Annotated in this window: 17 protein-coding genes; 10 read left to right on the top strand and 7 right to left on the bottom strand. The window is 70.4% G+C overall.

What is annotated here, in order from left to right; translation table 11 throughout:
* Positions 1-61: 61 nt before the first annotated feature.
* The 7 genes from OG730_RS08495 to OG730_RS08465 form a co-directional block, all read right to left on the bottom strand.
* Positions 62-1,576 carry a putative type IV secretion/conjugal transfer ATPase gene (locus OG730_RS08495; RefSeq protein WP_327303644.1) on the bottom strand — a complete coding sequence of 505 codons (1,515 nt, stop codon included), beginning with the start codon at positions 1,574-1,576 and terminating at the stop codon, positions 62-64.
* 34 nt (positions 1,577-1,610) lie between these two features.
* Positions 1,611-2,066 (bottom strand): DUF6238 family protein, encoded by a 456-nt coding sequence (locus OG730_RS08490; protein WP_267039847.1) that lies wholly within the window; start codon positions 2,064-2,066, stop codon positions 1,611-1,613.
* A 37-nt stretch (positions 2,067-2,103) separates the two neighbouring features.
* Complete coding sequence (locus tag OG730_RS08485) at positions 2,104-3,546, bottom strand: SCO6880 family protein (protein ID WP_442814862.1); 1,443 nt, start codon at positions 3,544-3,546, stop codon at positions 2,104-2,106.
* A 129-nt stretch (positions 3,547-3,675) separates the two neighbouring features.
* Positions 3,676-5,043 (bottom strand): SCO6881 family protein, encoded by a 1,368-nt coding sequence (locus OG730_RS08480; protein ID WP_327303642.1) that lies wholly within the window; start codon positions 5,041-5,043, stop codon positions 3,676-3,678.
* 33 nt (positions 5,044-5,076) lie between these two features.
* Positions 5,077-5,733, bottom strand: a complete 657-nt coding sequence (locus OG730_RS08475; protein ID WP_327303641.1) for a hypothetical protein — start codon at positions 5,731-5,733, stop codon at positions 5,077-5,079.
* Positions 5,734-5,768: 35 nt separating this feature from the next.
* Positions 5,769-6,077 (bottom strand): DUF6112 family protein, encoded by a 309-nt coding sequence (locus OG730_RS08470; RefSeq protein ID WP_327303640.1) that lies wholly within the window; start codon positions 6,075-6,077, stop codon positions 5,769-5,771.
* 152 nt (positions 6,078-6,229) lie between these two features.
* Positions 6,230-7,354 carry a C40 family peptidase gene (locus OG730_RS08465; RefSeq protein ID WP_327303639.1) on the bottom strand — a complete coding sequence of 375 codons (1,125 nt, stop codon included), beginning with the start codon at positions 7,352-7,354 and terminating at the stop codon, positions 6,230-6,232.
* A gap of 473 nt (positions 7,355-7,827) precedes the next feature.
* Here OG730_RS08465 and OG730_RS08460 point away from each other — a divergent pair, with 473 nt between their 5' ends.
* The 10 genes from OG730_RS08460 (at position 7,828) to OG730_RS08415 (ending at position 14,871) form a co-directional block, all read left to right on the top strand.
* Complete coding sequence (locus OG730_RS08460) at positions 7,828-8,583, top strand: DNA-methyltransferase (protein WP_327303638.1); 756 nt, start codon at positions 7,828-7,830, stop codon at positions 8,581-8,583.
* A gap of 135 nt (positions 8,584-8,718) precedes the next feature.
* Positions 8,719-9,315, top strand: coding sequence for a DUF4913 domain-containing protein (locus tag OG730_RS08455; RefSeq protein WP_327303637.1), 597 nt, complete (start codon positions 8,719-8,721; stop codon positions 9,313-9,315).
* On the top strand, positions 9,312-9,788 hold the full coding sequence (locus tag OG730_RS08450) for a hypothetical protein (protein WP_327303636.1): 477 nt from the start codon (positions 9,312-9,314) through the stop codon (positions 9,786-9,788). Before OG730_RS08455 ends, OG730_RS08450 begins: the two co-directional genes overlap by 4 nt.
* Before the next feature lie 181 nt (positions 9,789-9,969).
* Positions 9,970-10,491, top strand: a complete 522-nt coding sequence (locus tag OG730_RS08445) for a GNAT family N-acetyltransferase (RefSeq protein ID WP_327303635.1) — start codon at positions 9,970-9,972, stop codon at positions 10,489-10,491.
* 10 nt (positions 10,492-10,501) lie between these two features.
* Positions 10,502-11,173: a hypothetical protein gene (locus OG730_RS08440; RefSeq protein WP_327303634.1), complete on the top strand. Its 672-nt coding sequence runs from the start codon at positions 10,502-10,504 to the stop codon at positions 11,171-11,173.
* 25 nt (positions 11,174-11,198) lie between these two features.
* Positions 11,199-11,909, top strand: coding sequence for a hypothetical protein (locus tag OG730_RS08435; protein ID WP_327303633.1), 711 nt, complete (start codon positions 11,199-11,201; stop codon positions 11,907-11,909).
* A 139-nt stretch (positions 11,910-12,048) separates the two neighbouring features.
* A complete protein-coding gene (locus OG730_RS08430; protein ID WP_327303632.1) occupies positions 12,049-12,474 on the top strand; it encodes a hypothetical protein in 426 nt (141 codons plus the stop codon).
* Positions 12,471-12,896 (top strand): hypothetical protein, encoded by a 426-nt coding sequence (locus tag OG730_RS08425; RefSeq protein WP_327303631.1) that lies wholly within the window; start codon positions 12,471-12,473, stop codon positions 12,894-12,896. The genes OG730_RS08430 and OG730_RS08425 overlap by 4 nt, the downstream gene beginning before the upstream one ends.
* 437 nt (positions 12,897-13,333) lie before the next feature.
* Positions 13,334-14,197 carry a winged helix-turn-helix transcriptional regulator gene (locus OG730_RS08420; RefSeq protein ID WP_327303630.1) on the top strand — a complete coding sequence of 288 codons (864 nt, stop codon included), beginning with the start codon at positions 13,334-13,336 and terminating at the stop codon, positions 14,195-14,197.
* Positions 14,194-14,871 carry a winged helix-turn-helix transcriptional regulator gene (locus OG730_RS08415; protein ID WP_327303629.1) on the top strand — a complete coding sequence of 226 codons (678 nt, stop codon included), beginning with the start codon at positions 14,194-14,196 and terminating at the stop codon, positions 14,869-14,871. The genes OG730_RS08420 and OG730_RS08415 overlap by 4 nt, the downstream gene beginning before the upstream one ends.
* The last annotated feature ends 50 nt before the right edge of the window (positions 14,872-14,921 follow it).

The following is a 14,921-nucleotide window of genomic DNA, read 5'->3' as shown; positions in this document are numbered from 1 at the left end:
ATGGAATTCGATGGTGTTCTCCTAGAGGTGGTTCGCTGGTAATTGGGTGGAAATACTGGGATTAATGCATCCTGGCGTCGGTATCGAAGAGGGCGGCTTCGTGGGGATGGAGGAGGTGCTGGACGATGAAGGACCGTCCGGCGACCCGCCACAGGCCGCGGCCCCGGTTCAGGTGGGAGATGGCCTGCGTCTCGACGCTGGTGAGGCCGAGGAGTCCAGCGGCTGCGGCGAGCTGGTCGTTCTCCTGGCGGTAGATGATGCGGGTGGAGCAGTCGGCGAGGAGACCCTCGGCGAGGGCACGGCCTCGGGAGCCGACGTCGCCTGCGGTGAGCAGGTCCGACAGCCGGTGGATGACCATCAAGTTGGCGATACCAAGGCCACGGCTCAGCTTCCACTGTGCCTGCATGCGCTCCAGGAGGCCGGCGTGGCGCATCAGTCTCCAGGCCTCGTCGTAGACGACCCAGCGGCGGCCTCCGCCCGGGTCGGTGAGCGCGGACTCCATCCAGGCCGATGCGCAGGTCATCGCCAGCACGAGGGCGGTGTCGTCGCCCGATCCACCCAGCCGTGAGAGGTCGATGGTGAGCATCGGGCTGTTGGGGTCGAAGCGGATGGTCGACTGGGCGTCGAACATGCCGCTCAGGTCTCCGTGCACCATGCGTCGCAGTGCGTGCGCGAGGTCGCGGGCGGCGTCGCCGAGGTGGCCGGACATGGTGCCGGCGGCCTGGTCGAGGAGGTTGGGCTGGTTCAGGGTGTGGGCGATGTCGCCGAGCAGAGGGGTGCGCCCGGCCGCGGTGGCGGCCTGGACGACGGCGTCGAGGGCGACGTCCAGCGCGGTGTGCTCCATCGGCTGGAGATCTCGCCCGAGGACGGTGCGGGCCAGCGACCCGAGGAGCAGGAGTCGCCGCTTGCGGATCTCGCCCGCCCAATCCGCTTCCGTGACGCTGTTCGGGCGGGGCGCGGCGTCGAGCGGGTTCAGCTTGCCGGGCAGGCCCGGGCCGAGGGCTATGGAGGTCCCGCCGAGGGCGGTGGCGACCGGGGTCCACTCGCCCTTCGGGTCGCAGGGGACGTACACCTTGTACCCGAAGGCGACGCTGCGGAGCGCGAAGGACTTCGCGAGGGCGCTCTTGCCCTGGCCGATGACCCCGGCGAGCAGCACGTTCGGGTTGGTGAAGCCTTCGATCTTCCCGTACAGGGAAAAGGGGTCGAACGTGAAGGACGCCTCAGCATGCACGTCGCGGCCGATGTAGACCCCGTCCGCGCCGAGACCGCCCTCGGCGAGGAAGGGGTACGCGCCGCTTGCGGTGGCGGTGGTCATGCGGTGTGCGGGCAGCCGCAGCTTGTTGCCGCGGGCGGAGGCGGGGCCGGGCCGGCCCGAAGGCGGGTACAGCGGCAGCGGCATCTCGGCTTCGGTCGGCAGGTGTCCGCCGGGGAGTGAGGCGGCCGTCTCGCGGGCCTTGGCCTGGGCTTCGGCGAGCTGACGCCGTGCGGCCCGGCGGGTGGCGCGGTCGGTGCCGTGGGGGGTGAACAGGGGGGATGCGCTGGCGCGTCGGGCGCGGCGTGCGGGCCGGTGGGTCATCGGTGGCGGCCTGATCTCGTGAGGGCGGGGGTGTTCATCGCCCGCAGTGGGTGACGTGGCCGCGCAGGTCGGCGGGGGTGGTCTTGCGCCGGATGGCGTGGCCGGCGGTGAGGTGGCGCTGGCAGATGGTCAGCACGGGTGGGCCTTCGGGAAGCCGGTTCGGATCGCACTCCTCAGCAGCTCCGGGTGCTGTGGTGGTTGTTGCCGGGAGGGTGTGGAAGGCGTCGTGGACTTCGGCTGCGGCCTGCCACAGGCGGGTGTGGGCGCCGGCGAGGTGACGGCCGGCGGTCGGCCAGGTGGTGCGGGTGGTGTCGGTGAGCTGGTCGAGGAGGTGGTGGAGCGCGGTTAGGTGGGCGTGCACGGTGTCGAGATGGACCCGGTCGGTGGGCGTCGGTGCACCGGGGTTGAGGCTGCGGGTGTGGTGGCGGATGCCAGCGGTGGCAGCGCGCAGGTAGGGGTGTGAGTCGGGGAGCGGGGTGGGGGGTGTCACGGAGTCCTTCCTGCGGGGCAGGGATGGTGCGGCGCGGCTAGAGGGCGGCGCGGGCCAGGGGCAGCGCGGCGAGGGCGAAGGCGTCGGGCTGCTGGAACAGGAGTCGGCGCAGGTCGACTTGGGCGGTCACAGCGGCGGTCTCGATCTGTGCGCAGGCCGCGTCGAGGAGGGCGTCGGTCTCGGCGCTGACGGTGATCAGGCCGGTGAGGGCGACGTCGGCGTGGCCGGCGATCAGCTGGCGCTCACGGGTTTTGACGTCGGTGTACTCGACGTTGTCCTCTTCGCTGTCGACCATGCCCTTGCGCCGTCGCTCGGCGACGTCGGCGATGATCGTCGCCTTCCGGCGCTGGACATCGCGCAGGGCGGCCGTCAGGGCCTTCGGCGCGTATATGAGGGAGAAGCTGCGCCGGACACCGGCGCTGAAGAGGAGGCCGTGGAGGAAGCCGGCGCCCGTCTCGGTCCGCGGCCAGGACTCCACCCAGTAGGTGGCGTGGCGTGCGGAGTCGGTGGCGAGCCGGTCGCTCTCCTCGATCTGGACCACGGGTCCGGCGGCGGCCGGGTCCGCCTCGGCGCGGCCGTTGGGAGACCACTGCTGCAGCGCGGACATGGCCTTGGGGTCGTACGCGGTGCGGATCACGGCGGAGATTTCGCGGGCGGTCAGCCAGCCGGTGACGGTCAGGTCGGAGGAGCGGGCGGCCTGGGAGACCGAGCTGGTGGTCGTGGCCATGACGGTGAAGGCTCCGGCGAGTCCGCCGCCGGCCTGGGAGATGAGGCGCTTGGCGGCCTTGAGGTCCAGGGAGATCGCGATGTACGCCTCGTGCGGGGCGGCGGCCGGTCCGGCGGAGGCCAGCAGTTCCGAATACACCTGGCCGGCGACGGGGGTCTGGGTGTTGCCGTGCTGGGCCCAGTGACGGGCCAGCCCGTCTCCGGAGTCGGGCACTGTGCGCTCCAGGACCTGGACGGTGGCGACGTGCCCGGTGCGGGCGATGCTCGCCAGTGCCCGGCCCCAGTTGGCGACGTTCGCGTTCTGGGTGCCCGGGTCGAGGAGTGCGAACGCCCTGGAGCTGACGCGGGCGACCGCGGTCAGGGTCTGCTGCTGGGGGTCGTGGACGGCGGCGGCCTGGGAGCCGTCCGGTGTGACGACGCGCAGCGACGCGGTGGTGCCGGGGAGGTGGAGCAGTCCGTCGACCCGGGGCCGGGAGACCGCGCGGGCCAGCCACATGGTCTGCCCGGTCCGGCGGCGCTGTGCGTAGCGGACGATGATCGGCGCCCAGTCGATCAGGGACCGGCCTTCGCGGCGTACGAAGGTGAGGGTGGCGATGGCCGCCCAGAGCGGGGTCAGGGTGAGGGCGCCGAGCAGGCCGGAGGTCACGACGGTCGCGAGGAGCAGCGCGAGGGTGATCGAGACGAGGACCAGTTGGGGGAGGGTGAGGCCGAGGAGGATGCCGCGACGGGAGCGGATGGGGAACTTCACCGTCATGGGGGAGAGGGGCAGGTCTGACAAGGGAAGGGCCGTTCAGGTACGGGCGGGAGCTGGGGTGGGTCCGTGGGACGCGCCGGAGCGGGCGCGGCGCGTCCCACGGGGCTTCCTGCCGTCAGCGGATGGGGATCAGTTGCCGGCGGGAGGCGGCGTCGGGGCCGCCGGTCCGGTTGCCTGGCCTGCGTCGGCCGACGGGGAGGCTCCCTGCGGCGGCGGGGAACCGGTGCCGCGGCTCGACCACTGCGCGCCGCCCGAGTCCGGGCTGCTGGGGGAACCGTCGCCGGACGGTTGGCCGGAGGGGCCGCCGGGCTGTCCGCTGGTGTCCTGCTGCGGGCTCGTCGGCGGAGGCTGCACCGCCTTGGTCAGCGCGCCCATCGCGGGCGACATGCCGCCGCCCTCCTGGGATCCCTGCTTCTGCCCGCCGCCACCACTGGACTGGGAGGCGACATCGCCGGGGAACCCGCCGCTGGCGAGCGAGTCGGGACCCTGCGGAGCGGCTGATCCTGCCGCTGCTCCACCGGCACCGCCTGTCGCGGCCATGGTCGCGACCTTGCGGGCCGCCTGCTCCGTGTGCTGACGGGCAACCTGTGCACCGGCTCCACCGGCGCGGTGAATCGATTCGCCGTCGGTGCCTTCGGCGGCCCAGTGCACGAACTTGAACGTCGCGTACGGGGCGAGGAGGACCAGGCACATGATGACGATGCCGGCCATGACGTCGGCCAGGGCCTGGGTGCCGTCCTTGCCCTCGGTGTCGCCGAGGGCGGAGATGCCGAGGATGAAGATGACGGTCATCAGGAGCTTGGAGACGACGAGGGTTGCGGTGGCCTCGATCCAGCCGCGCCGCCAACGGCGTGCGACTTCCCAGCCGCCGCCGGCACCGGCGAAGACCGCCAGCGTGACCATGACCAGGATGCCGACCTTGCGCATCAGCATCACGCACCAGAACATGAATGCGCCGATGGCGGTGCCGATCCCGACGAACGCGGGCACCATCCAGCCGAGCCCGGCCACGCCACCGATGACGGAGGCCTTGATGCTGCGCCGGACGGCCTCCTCCATGGAGGTACCGGCCGCCGCGAAGAGCCCGTCCGAGAGGGCGTCGACGACTTCGATCGCGACCGTGGTCAGGGCGATGGCGCTGAACGAGAAGAGCACGCCCACGAAGGTGCCGGTGAACGCCTGGGTCAGGGCCTGGCCGTCCCGCTTGATCGCGGCACGCACCAGCTGAGCGCACATGGTCGCCACGAGCATGACCAGACCGATGGGCAGCAGCGTTTCGTAGTTGTCCCTGAACCATGTGGCGTTGAGGTCGATCTTGGTGGTGGCGGTGATGCCATCGACGGCGAGGTCAGCTGAGGCCATCGCCAGTTCCCCGACCGATTTCGCGATCCAGTTCCCGATGCCTTCGGTGATCGCCTTGCCGGGGTCGTTGGCGAAGTCGATCAGGTCGGCAGCGGAACACAGCTTGTTCGCCATGGGCAGGTCACAGAACCCCATAGGGGGATGCCTCCTTTCAGGGAGCGGGGCGGATCACGGCAGGACCCGGGGCGAGATCGCGACGAGGGAGCAGTCGGCTCCCGGCCGGCACTGGACGGCGAGGGTGACCGAGCGGTCCTCGGCCCCGGCGCCGCCGCCGTTCCAGCTGATCTGCTGCTTGCCGGTGACGGTGACGAAGTAGATGTACGCGGTGGTCAGCGCGGTGGGATCCTCGGCCAGCGCCTGCTTGAAGCTGCTGGGGAACCGGGACTCGGTGACGTTGGCCTCGGCGTGCTGGGCGTTGTCGTGCATCCGGGTCCACAGGACCGGGTCGGGGATCTGGGCCTGGATTCCGGGCCAGTCCGCGTACTTCGTCTCCTGGGTGACCCAGCCGCGAAGACCGGCGAGGTGCTGGGGGTGGCTGGTGGTGCGGGTGTCGTAGGTCCACAGCACCTGCGCCGCTGCCTTCCCGTACGCGAGCGGGTCGGAGATCTTCGCAGGCGGGGCCACCGTGCCGGTCCCGCCGGCCGGAGACTGCGCCGGGGCCGTGGTCGGCGGTGCGACGGCAGGGCTGGGGGAGGCGGGTCGGTTGGTTTCGGAGCGTCCGGTCCACCAGGCGGCGAGTCCGGCCAGCGCGAGGAGGACGGCCAGGCCGATGGCGAGGAGGGTGATGCGCTTGTTGGCCGGCCAGTGGCCTGCGTGGCTGTACATAGGGGGGCGCGCGCGTTTGCGTGATCGTTTCGCCACTACTTGACCTGGGTGCCGAGCGTGGAGAAGAAGGCGACGGCGCCGTTGGCGGCACCGAGGCCGAGGGCCGCGCCTGCGCTGACCAGCGCGCCCTTCTTCCCGTTGGCCTCGCTGTTGTGGCCGCCGGTGAAGTGGCCCCAGGCCCAGACGGCGAGGCTGACCGAGAGAGCGCCGACGACGGCGATGATGCCGTAGAGGTTGATGGAGGAGACGACGTCCTTGAGGACCGACAGGCCCGGCAGGCCGCCTTCCTTGGGGGCGACGCCCGGGTCGTACGCGAGGTAGATGATGCGGTCGGTCGAAGGCATGGCTGCGCTGAACTCCTTGCACGCACGGGCAGTTCGGCCTCGTGCGGGGGGCTTGATCTGAGGGGAAGCGAGGGCGGCGCGCGGTGCGGGCTGCGCACGGTCGCTGGGAAATCCGGTGAGGAAGCCGGATGGGAAGGACGGCCGTCAGGCGGTCAGGGAGCGGGGACCATCCGCCGGACGGCGATGATGTCGCCGAGACTGGCCTGGGTGACGATCCGGACCGGCTTCCCTGTCCGCGGGGCCTCGATCGCGAGGACCGTGCCCTTCGCGGAGCCGATGGCCATGGCCACGTGCTCGGGACCGTTCGGACCGGGGCGGGTGAACAGCAGGTCGCCCGGCTTGATGCCGGAAACCGGCACGCTGGAACCTTCGTTGACCTGGGTGTACGTGGTGCGGGTGAGGGTGATGCCGGCCGCGTTGTAGGACTGCTGGGTCAGGCTGGAGCAGTCGCACCGGCCCATCGGGTCCGGGCCGTGGGAGGCGAGGCAGGTGCCGCCCCACTGGTACATGGTTCCGAGCTGACCCATCGACCAGCGGATCGCGGTCTGGACCTTGGCCGGCGCGTCCTTGGGGATCTCGTACCCTTCGGGCACCGTGCCCTCGGGGATCTGCCCGAAGTCTCCGCCGCCATTGCATCCGGCTCCAGCTGGGGGCTGTCCCCCCGGGGCGGGGGTTCCGCCGCCGGGCAGAACTTTCACGATGGCTTGCTGCAGGGCCCGGGCGAGCGGCTCCCACTGGGCGTACGCGTTGGGGAATCCGCTGAGCTGCACCTTCTGTGCGGCCTGGGTGATGGTCAGGCTCTCCCAACCAGGCACCTTGAGCAGCGCGTTGTAGAACTTGGTGCTCGCGTTGACGGGGTCGCGGATCTGCTCGGGCGTTCCCCACCCCTGGCTGGGGCGCTGCTGGAACAGGCCCAGGCTGTCGCGGTCGCCATAGTCCAGATTCCGCAGGCGGGATTCCTGGATGGCGGTGGCCAGCGCCACGACCTGGCCGCGCTCGGGGACGTGCAGGGAGATGCCGGTCGCCACGATCGTCTTCGCGTGGGGGATCTGTTCGGCGGGAAGCTCCAGGCCTTCGACGCGTACGTCCTGGCTGGAAGAGCCGTTGCTGCCGAGGATCGCCTCGACGGCCTTGGCCACGGCCGCCGCGTCGGTACCCGACCCTGTGTTGCACGTGGTCGAGCGCCCGGCGGAGCCCGCCGCCGCTACGGCTGCGGTGGCTGCGAGGAGGAGCGGGGAGAGACAGACGAGGCCTATTACGGCGGCCAGCGCCTTCAATCGGGCCGCCTCAGGGCGGGGACGGGCTGGTCGACGGCGGCATCAGCTGCCTCAGGGCATGGGTGTGCCATGGGAGTTGTCCTTGGATGAGGGCCAGGCCGTGGCGCGATGAGGAGCGGAAAGACGCTACGGCCGGCGGTAGGTGATCGGGGAGGCCGGCGTATCCGGTCGAGTTGCCGCTCGACCGGGTCCGGCGCACTGCTAGGTGATTCGGATCAAGGCATGCCTCCGGCACGGAAGTCGGGGAAGGGGATGTCCCACCGGGCCGTGCCGGTCGGGACATCCAAAACTCTAGGCGCCGATCCGGACTTACCGAAATGGCCGTGAGCGGCCATCGCCATTCCCGGATCGTGCCCTAGCCTTTTCGATATCCCCGCCACCGCTCCCCCCGGACGTCACTCTCCACGACGTCCAGGTGACGCCGCCGTCGCGCTGGGGATTCCCCCTTCACCAACCAGAATCGCGGTACACCCTTGCCCTTTTCCCTTCACCAGGGCGATGCGCTCAGCGTGCTCGCCACCCTGCCCGACGCCTGCGTCGACTCCGTCATCACCGACCCGCCGTACAACAGCGGCGGCCGGACGGCGAAGGAGAGGACCTCCCGTACGGCGCGGCAGAAGTACACCTCCAACGACGCCAAGCACGCTCTGCCGGACTTCACCGGCGAGAACATGGACCAGAGGTCCTATTCGTTCTGGCTGACGCAGATCATGACCGAGGCCCACCGCCTGACGAAGCCGGGCGGCACCGCGCTCCTGTTCACCGACTGGCGGCAGCTGCCGACCACGACCGACGCCCTGCAGGCCGCCGGCTGGCTGTGGCGCGGCATCCTGGGCTGGCACAAGCCGCAGGCCAGGCCCCAGAAGGGCCGCTTCACCCAGAACCTGGAATTCGTCATCTGGGGAAGCAAGGGCGCCATGGACGGCTCCCAGAACGAGGTCTACCTGCCTGGTCTCTACAGTGCCTCGCAGCCCTCGGGTAAGGAGCGTCAGCACATCACGCAGAAGCCGGTCTCGGTCATGCGCGAGCTCGTGAAGATCTGCCCCGAGAAGGGCACTGTCCTCGACTTCTGCGCCGGCAGCGGTTCCACCGGAGTCGCCGCTCTGCTGGAGGGCCGCAGCTTTATCGGCGTGGAGAAGACCGCCGAGTACAGCCGGATCGCGGCCGACCGGCTTACCGAAACCCTCAACCAGACCCTCACCCGCGAGGACTTCATCCTCGCCGCATGACCGGATCCCGGGGCAGGGGTCTCCCTGCCCCGGTCGGACATAGCACCTGGTCCGTGAATTCCGAATCCGCGGATTCCCGGGCTGCTGGAAGCGGCACCACATTTCCCGCATTGTGCGGCGTCAAGGAGGACCCCCATGTCTGAATCCAACGATCCCGACCAGGGACGGTTGGAGCCGATCAGGCTGCCAGACGCAGAGCTGGACAACCTAGAAGCCTCTGTTCGTCGGCTGATGGACCAGTCGGTCGAGCAGGCCCGTCTCCTGGACACGCTCTCCGCCGAACCACTGCCGGGGATGTCCCCGTTCGCCGGCATGCCGATGCCGGGCTCGCGCTCGATGCCGGAACCGCCCCCCGAGCCGCGCTTCATCCTCGCCCTCGACGGCGAGGAGTACGAGGCCGAGCTCGACGCCCTCACCGACTGGGTCCAGGACGTCCTCCTCGACGTCTACGGCGCCGAGGTCACCACCTCGACGCCCTGGTGCCAGCAGTGGCAGGAACACCTCGACGTCGTGGGCTGGCTCCACGCCCTGTGGATGGCCTACCAGCAGCACATGGAACCCGAAGCGGGCCTGTCAGGTCCGGCCGTGTGGCACCGCGACTTCCTCACCCACACCATGGCTGCGGTGCGTGCCCCAGGCGGCCCGCTCTCCGCTTGCATGACCGATCCGAGCCGGCCCTCCCACCGGCTGCTGCCCGGACCGAAGGCGCCCGTGCCGACCGAGGCATCGTGACCGGCCCGGCCGAGCCCGTGTACAGCCTGTCCTTTGGCCCCCGGGCCCTGAACGACCTCCTCGCCGCGCCCGCCGACGTCCGCGATGTGGCGCTCTCCCGCCTCCAGGACGCCGTCACCGGTCAGCGTCACGGACCGGAACTGACCGGGGCTCTGGCCGGGTTTCGGAAGATCTGCATCGACTCGGCCCGGTGGCGCATGGTCTACGGACTGCGCCCCGCACCGGAAGCGTCGGCTCACCGGAGCGAGGTGTTCGTCGTCGCCCTCAGGCCGCGCGCCCAGTACGAGATCTACAAGGTCGTCGCCGAGCGCCTGGGCATCGAACACCGACCCCTGGGCGCGCTGGCCCACGCCGCCCGGGCGCGGTCCCCGCAGACCGCAGCCCACCCCTACCCCATCACGGCAGGCCTGCCCACCGGCCGGCCCGCCACCACGTCTCCCGTCTCCCTCCACCCGAGAGGTCCCTCTCTTTGAGTAGCCGAGCCTGTCCCGCCGCAGCCCCCTGTACCTCCACGTCCTGCCCGCGGTCGGCCGCCAGCGCCGACATCGCGAGCACGACCAGCGCAACCTGCGTCTGCTCCCTCCTGACCGCGCTTCTGGCGGCCTTGAGCACCCGCGTGACCTGCTGCTGCACCTGCGAGGCGAAGGCTTCCGCGTGCTCGCGGAGGAGCGGCGCGCACTGAGCACCCAGCACGCCGAACCGCTCCAGATCCGCCGGACCGGGGTAGACGACTGGCCACTGATCGAAGCGTTCCACCGCGCGTGCAGTGAGAAGTCCCTGCACAGCCGCTGGGGTCACACCCAGGTTCGGCAGCGCGACTGGGAGCGGTTGTCGGCGCTCTCGGAATGCTGGGTGGCAACCGAGGCCGGCGCAGTTGTCGGGCTCGTATCCGCCGGGCCAGTCCTGAGCGAACCCGGCACCGTTGACCTGGGTCTTCAGGTCGCCGACCCGCACCACCGCCGCGGCATCGGGACCCGCCTGATCCAGACCGCCGCCGACCGTGCACGGGCAGCAGGAGCCCTCACGCTGCACGTGTACGTCGAGCGGTCCAACCGGCCGATGCTGGCGCTCCTGCGGCAGCTCGGTCCTACCGCGGAGCACCCCGTCGGCGCCCACCTCGAAGTACGGCTTCGGCTCTCACTCCTTGCTGTGCCGGCCGCACCCCGCCCCGTCTGACAGGACCCTCATGCCCATCCCCAAGGATCAGACCGGCATCGATGACCGCATTGAAAACGTCACCGGGAAATCCATCGAAGCCCTCTGGCGCCTCGACGACAGCAACCTGCTGACTGAGCCCGTCGCGCAGCTGGTCCGCGCGCACCGCGCCCTGGCCCATGCGCAGGCCACCTTGACCTTCAACCGGGTCCTGCTCCAGCGGCTGACCAGCGGACAGTTCGAGATCGACAGCGCCGTACTCGGCCGGATCGACCGGGGTCTGGGCCAACTGAAGGAAGCCGTCGAGACCCGCGACCAGCTCCTCGGTGAAGCCCTCACCCTGCTCGTACCGCTGGAACAGCACGCTCCCCGTCCTTCCCGGTCCCTGGGCCCCGACATCTCGCCACCGGACTTCGCGGCGCTGCTCGCCATCGCCCGTGGCGCAAAGCTCCACGAGAACCTCATGACCCGGCGCATCTCCGTCGCGACGGCAGCCGGAGCCAAGATCACCCAGTACGACTTCGAGCGCCTTGAGGACGCCGGCCTCGTCACCCGCGACACCTCACGCCCCTTGCACGTCGGCCAGCCCGTGTCCGTCACCGACCTCGGCCGCTCAGTCCTCGCAGGCAGCCGCCCAGCCATTGGCACGCATCTGCCCCCACAGCCGGGCTCCCGAACCCCTTCCCGTTCCCCGCTGGCCTGACCCAGCCACTGCCGAAAGCACGCACGTGCCGAACCCCGAACACCAACCCGTCCTGAGAATCGACGGCTTCGAGCCCGCCGACGACTCAGTCGACGACGATTTCTACGACGCGATCGACTCCAACCTCGACCACCTGGGCCGGATGGCCGAGCATCACACGCCCGACGGCCGCCACAGCTACCACGTGATGTTCGACGAATCCGTCACCTGGGGGATCCCCGGACTTCCCCAGCTCCTCGCCCTCCACATCGACCGCAACCTGCAAGCCAAGACGTTCACCTTCGAATACGCCAGCCTTCCGCTCCCGGTGATGGTGCAGTCTTGGCTGATTTCCCGGGGATGCCCGCGTGACGAAATCCGGCTCCCGAAAGGCATGGGGACCGCGCCCGCTGACAAGCGCACGGCTGCGCTGCAGGAGCGGCTGATGGGGGACGGAGACCACTTCGCCCTCCTGCACAGCAACACCGACGACTCGCTGCCGGCGCCGGTCGTGGTCGTCGTCCTGCGCGCCCTCGACGAGAAGGACCCCCACCCCTACCGGGTCCTGCGCGAAGTCGCCGACATGGAAGCCTTCACCCACACCCTCCGCGAGGGCGTCTTCCCCACTTACGAGGCCGCGATGGACTGGATCGACAGCCCGGACGCACCCCTGCGCCCGGCGCCCCTCGCCTCCCGAACGGCCTTGCGCCCGGCGCTGGTTCAGCCCACGCTGCCCGGCCTCGCTCGTCGGCGCTGACAGTAATCCGGCGTACCGCCATCGGCCCTATATCAGGTTCTTCGTGCTTATCGAATTCCCGGATTCTCCGGATGCTTAGAGAAGGCCGCAAGCGGAACACGTCTGCTGGTCGGCTACTGCATTTGCGAAAGGAGAAGACGTGTCATCCGACGACGTCATGAGTGTCCTCACCCAGCGCATAGAGGCGGCATTTCAGCAGCCCCTTGATGACCTCCGTCGAGTAGCGACCGCTACCGGCCGCGCGCATCCCGCCACCGAAGTGCTCCACTGGTACAGCCTGACCGCCGAAGCCCAGACCGTGGTGGACCGGGCCGAGAACACCCTGCTCGCGGCCATAGGCCGCGCTCCCGGCGAACTCACCCCGTCCCAGATGGCCGTCGCCCACCAGGTCAACACCGCAGTCGCCGCGAGAGACGGCCGAGCCATGGTCCTGCGCCACCTCCTCGAACCCAACACGCGCCACGTCTGGCGCGGGGAGCGCCCCCAGACCCGGATCGCCTCGCAGGTGCCCACGGCGCTGCCACCCCGCCCGCCGGCGAACGTAGGCCGGGCCACCGGACGATGAACACGCCTTTGCGGCCCAGCAGTCAGGACGAGGCGATCGAAGCCGCGTTCAACGGGCCGGTTGCTGAGCTCCACCGCACGGCGACCGCCGGCCAGGCAGGGCCCGCGCTGTTTAGGGCGATGGAACTGCGCTCCTTCCTCGCCGTCGCCGAGTTCCACGTGGACCGCGTGCGGGACCGATTGCACCAGGCCACCGCGCCCGACCGCGACCAGAGTGAACTCGACGCCGGCGACTTGCGCACGGACGTCGAGTGGATGAAGGCGGCACTCACCTCCCGCACCGAGATCGTGACCGCCCTCACCCGGCTGCTCCGCAGCATGCCCGGCCGAGAAGCCGCGGGCCCCCGCCGACACCAGGCCCTCCCCACGGCCAGCCCCAAGGCGAACACCGCCCCACCCGCGGCCCGGTCCCGACACCCCTGAAGGAACCCACCTGTCCGACCAGACCTCGTCCGAACTCCGCAACCGTATCGAAGCCCTCTTCGGCCAGCCGCTCACCGAACTCAAGCAAGCGGCCGCCCAGAGTCCCGACTCCACCCTCCTCGGCGCCATCCTCACCATCCACGGTGACCTGGTCTTCGCCGAACGCAGCATCGACTTTCAGCTGGACCGCCTGCGCACGTACACGGGCGAGGACCGCGACATCGGCTCCTTCGAGGCCGGCCACATCCGCGACAGCGCCGAGAGGCTGCACCGCGCAGTCACCGCGCACGAGGTGCACACCAAGACCCTCGCCGCCGTGCTGCAGGGACTGCGCCGCACCGAGCCGCCCGTGCACCCGCCCGTCGCGAAGGCCGCCCGCGCCGTGTCCAGCACTTCCTCACGCACCCACTGACCCGAAACGCTCAGGAGATCCTCCCGTGGCTACCCCCGGCCTGCCCCGCCCCATCGCGAAAGACCTCTCCCGCGTCACCGAGGCCCTCGACATGCTCAGCCCCCGCTGGAGCGTGTGGACCCTGATGACCCTCGGGGAACAGCCCCTGCGCTACACCGACATCAAGACGCGGCTGCCGATGCTCTTCGACGCCCAGCTCTCCGGCCGGCTGACCACGCTCACCGCTGACGGGCTCGTCGACCGGCACGAGGAGTCGGCCCGCCACGTCACCTACCAGCTTTCCGGACGCGGACGCAGTCTGGGAACGGTCATCGCCGCCCTCGCCACCTACGGGGACACCCACCTCGACAAGATCAAGAAGCCCAACCGCATCACAGGTGAACTGGAGCCCGAGCGGATACCCGCGGCCCAGAACGCCGAGGACACCCTCAAGCTGATCACGCCGAAGTACGCCACCTCCCTGCTGTGGGCCCTGCGCTCCCAGCCGAGCGCCTCGGGCCGCGAGCTCGCCGACGTCGTCCTCGACCACGCCACCACGACAGCTCCGATCTACCAGCCGCTGCGCCAGCTCGTCGAGGACGGCCTCGTCGACCGGCTCGGCCACAGCAGCTACCGGCTCTCCCGCCAGGGCGAAGCCCTCACCAACACCTTCCAGGCCCTGTCCACCTGGGCCGCCGGCCGCGCCAAGGCCACCCCGCACCCGCTGTGGGTACCCGCCTCCGCTCCCAGCCACCCGGCCATGTGGGCCGCGAACAGCTCGCCCTCCCAGCGGCCCGCATCGACGGTGGCCACGCCGGAGAGCACGGTGCAGCAGCGCCTCGGCCTGTTCTCCCACGGGATCCCCGACCGGCCCCGATCCGGGTCCTCCATGGGAGGGCGCGTCCGATGACGCAGCCCAGCCCCGAGACCGAACCCCTCGTGCGCGCGGCGACCCTTCTCAGCTACCGGTGGACCACGAGGATCATCACCGAACTCGACGACAACGGGCCCGTCGCCCGGCGTCGAGGCAGCCTGCCGGCCACGTTCCCCGATATCCCGGTCGACGTCCTGAAGACGGCCGTGGCCGGACTGCGCCGCCGTGGGCTCCTGCGCCGCGAGACCCTCAGCACCGGCGAGCGCCAGCTCAGGCTCACGCAGGCGGGCGCTGGCCTTGCGGACGTGTACGACCAGCTCGGCCGATGGGCGCGCCAACACGACTACCCCGGCGGTCAAAGCGACTTCGTCAACCGAGTCGAAGCCACCCTCGGCCTGCTGCGCGACCCCAACACCGTCACCGTGCTGCTCAACCCCCATGCACCGTACGAAGCCAGCCGGGTCGCCCGAGCTGTCGACGCGGGCTTGGTCCGCCAAGGCGCACGCGTCCCGTGGATCTTGACCGACACCGGACGCGAACTGCGAGGACCGCTGGCCGAACTGCAGGCCTGGGCCACCGCGAACACCGCACTCGTCCAGCGCGTGCGTCACACACGGCCTGCCCCGCCTGTGGCCAAGGTGCAGGCCGCTATCCCCGGCGTAGCGAAGGGAGCAGCCCTGCCCGGAGCGGCCCCCCGGCGCTCCGCCTAGCAACGGTCCCCTCCACGCGGCACGCTCCCGGCGCACCAGCGCCGGGCCAC

The sequence above is a fragment of the Streptomyces sp. NBC_01298 genome, from assembly GCF_035978755.1.
Taxonomy (GTDB): Bacteria; Actinomycetota; Actinomycetes; order Streptomycetales; family Streptomycetaceae; genus Streptomyces.
Note: the sequence above shows the minus strand (reverse complement) of the source record. Positions and strands in the feature narration are given on the sequence as shown.

What these genes read in the sequence shown, in the direction of transcription:
- OG730_RS08495 (WP_327303644.1), bottom strand. Translation starts at nt 1,576, where the DNA reads ATGACCCACCGGCCCGCACGCCGCGCCCGACGCGCCAGCGCATCCCCC.
- OG730_RS08485 (WP_442814862.1), bottom strand. Translation starts at nt 3,546, where the DNA reads ATGACGGTGAAGTTCCCCATCCGCTCCCGTCGCGGCATCCTCCTCGGC.
- OG730_RS08480 (WP_327303642.1), bottom strand. Translation starts at nt 5,043, where the DNA reads ATGGGGTTCTGTGACCTGCCCATGGCGAACAAGCTGTGTTCCGCTGCC.
- OG730_RS08475 (WP_327303641.1), bottom strand. Translation starts at nt 5,733, where the DNA reads ATGTACAGCCACGCAGGCCACTGGCCGGCCAACAAGCGCATCACCCTC.
- OG730_RS08470 (WP_327303640.1), bottom strand. Translation starts at nt 6,077, where the DNA reads ATGCCTTCGACCGACCGCATCATCTACCTCGCGTACGACCCGGGCGTC.
- OG730_RS08455 (WP_327303637.1), top strand. Translation starts at nt 8,719, where the DNA reads ATGTCTGAATCCAACGATCCCGACCAGGGACGGTTGGAGCCGATCAGG.
- OG730_RS08440 (WP_327303634.1), top strand. Translation starts at nt 10,502, where the DNA reads ATGCCCATCCCCAAGGATCAGACCGGCATCGATGACCGCATTGAAAAC.
- OG730_RS08425 (WP_327303631.1), top strand. Translation starts at nt 12,471, where the DNA reads ATGAACACGCCTTTGCGGCCCAGCAGTCAGGACGAGGCGATCGAAGCC.
- OG730_RS08415 (WP_327303629.1), top strand. Translation starts at nt 14,194, where the DNA reads ATGACGCAGCCCAGCCCCGAGACCGAACCCCTCGTGCGCGCGGCGACC.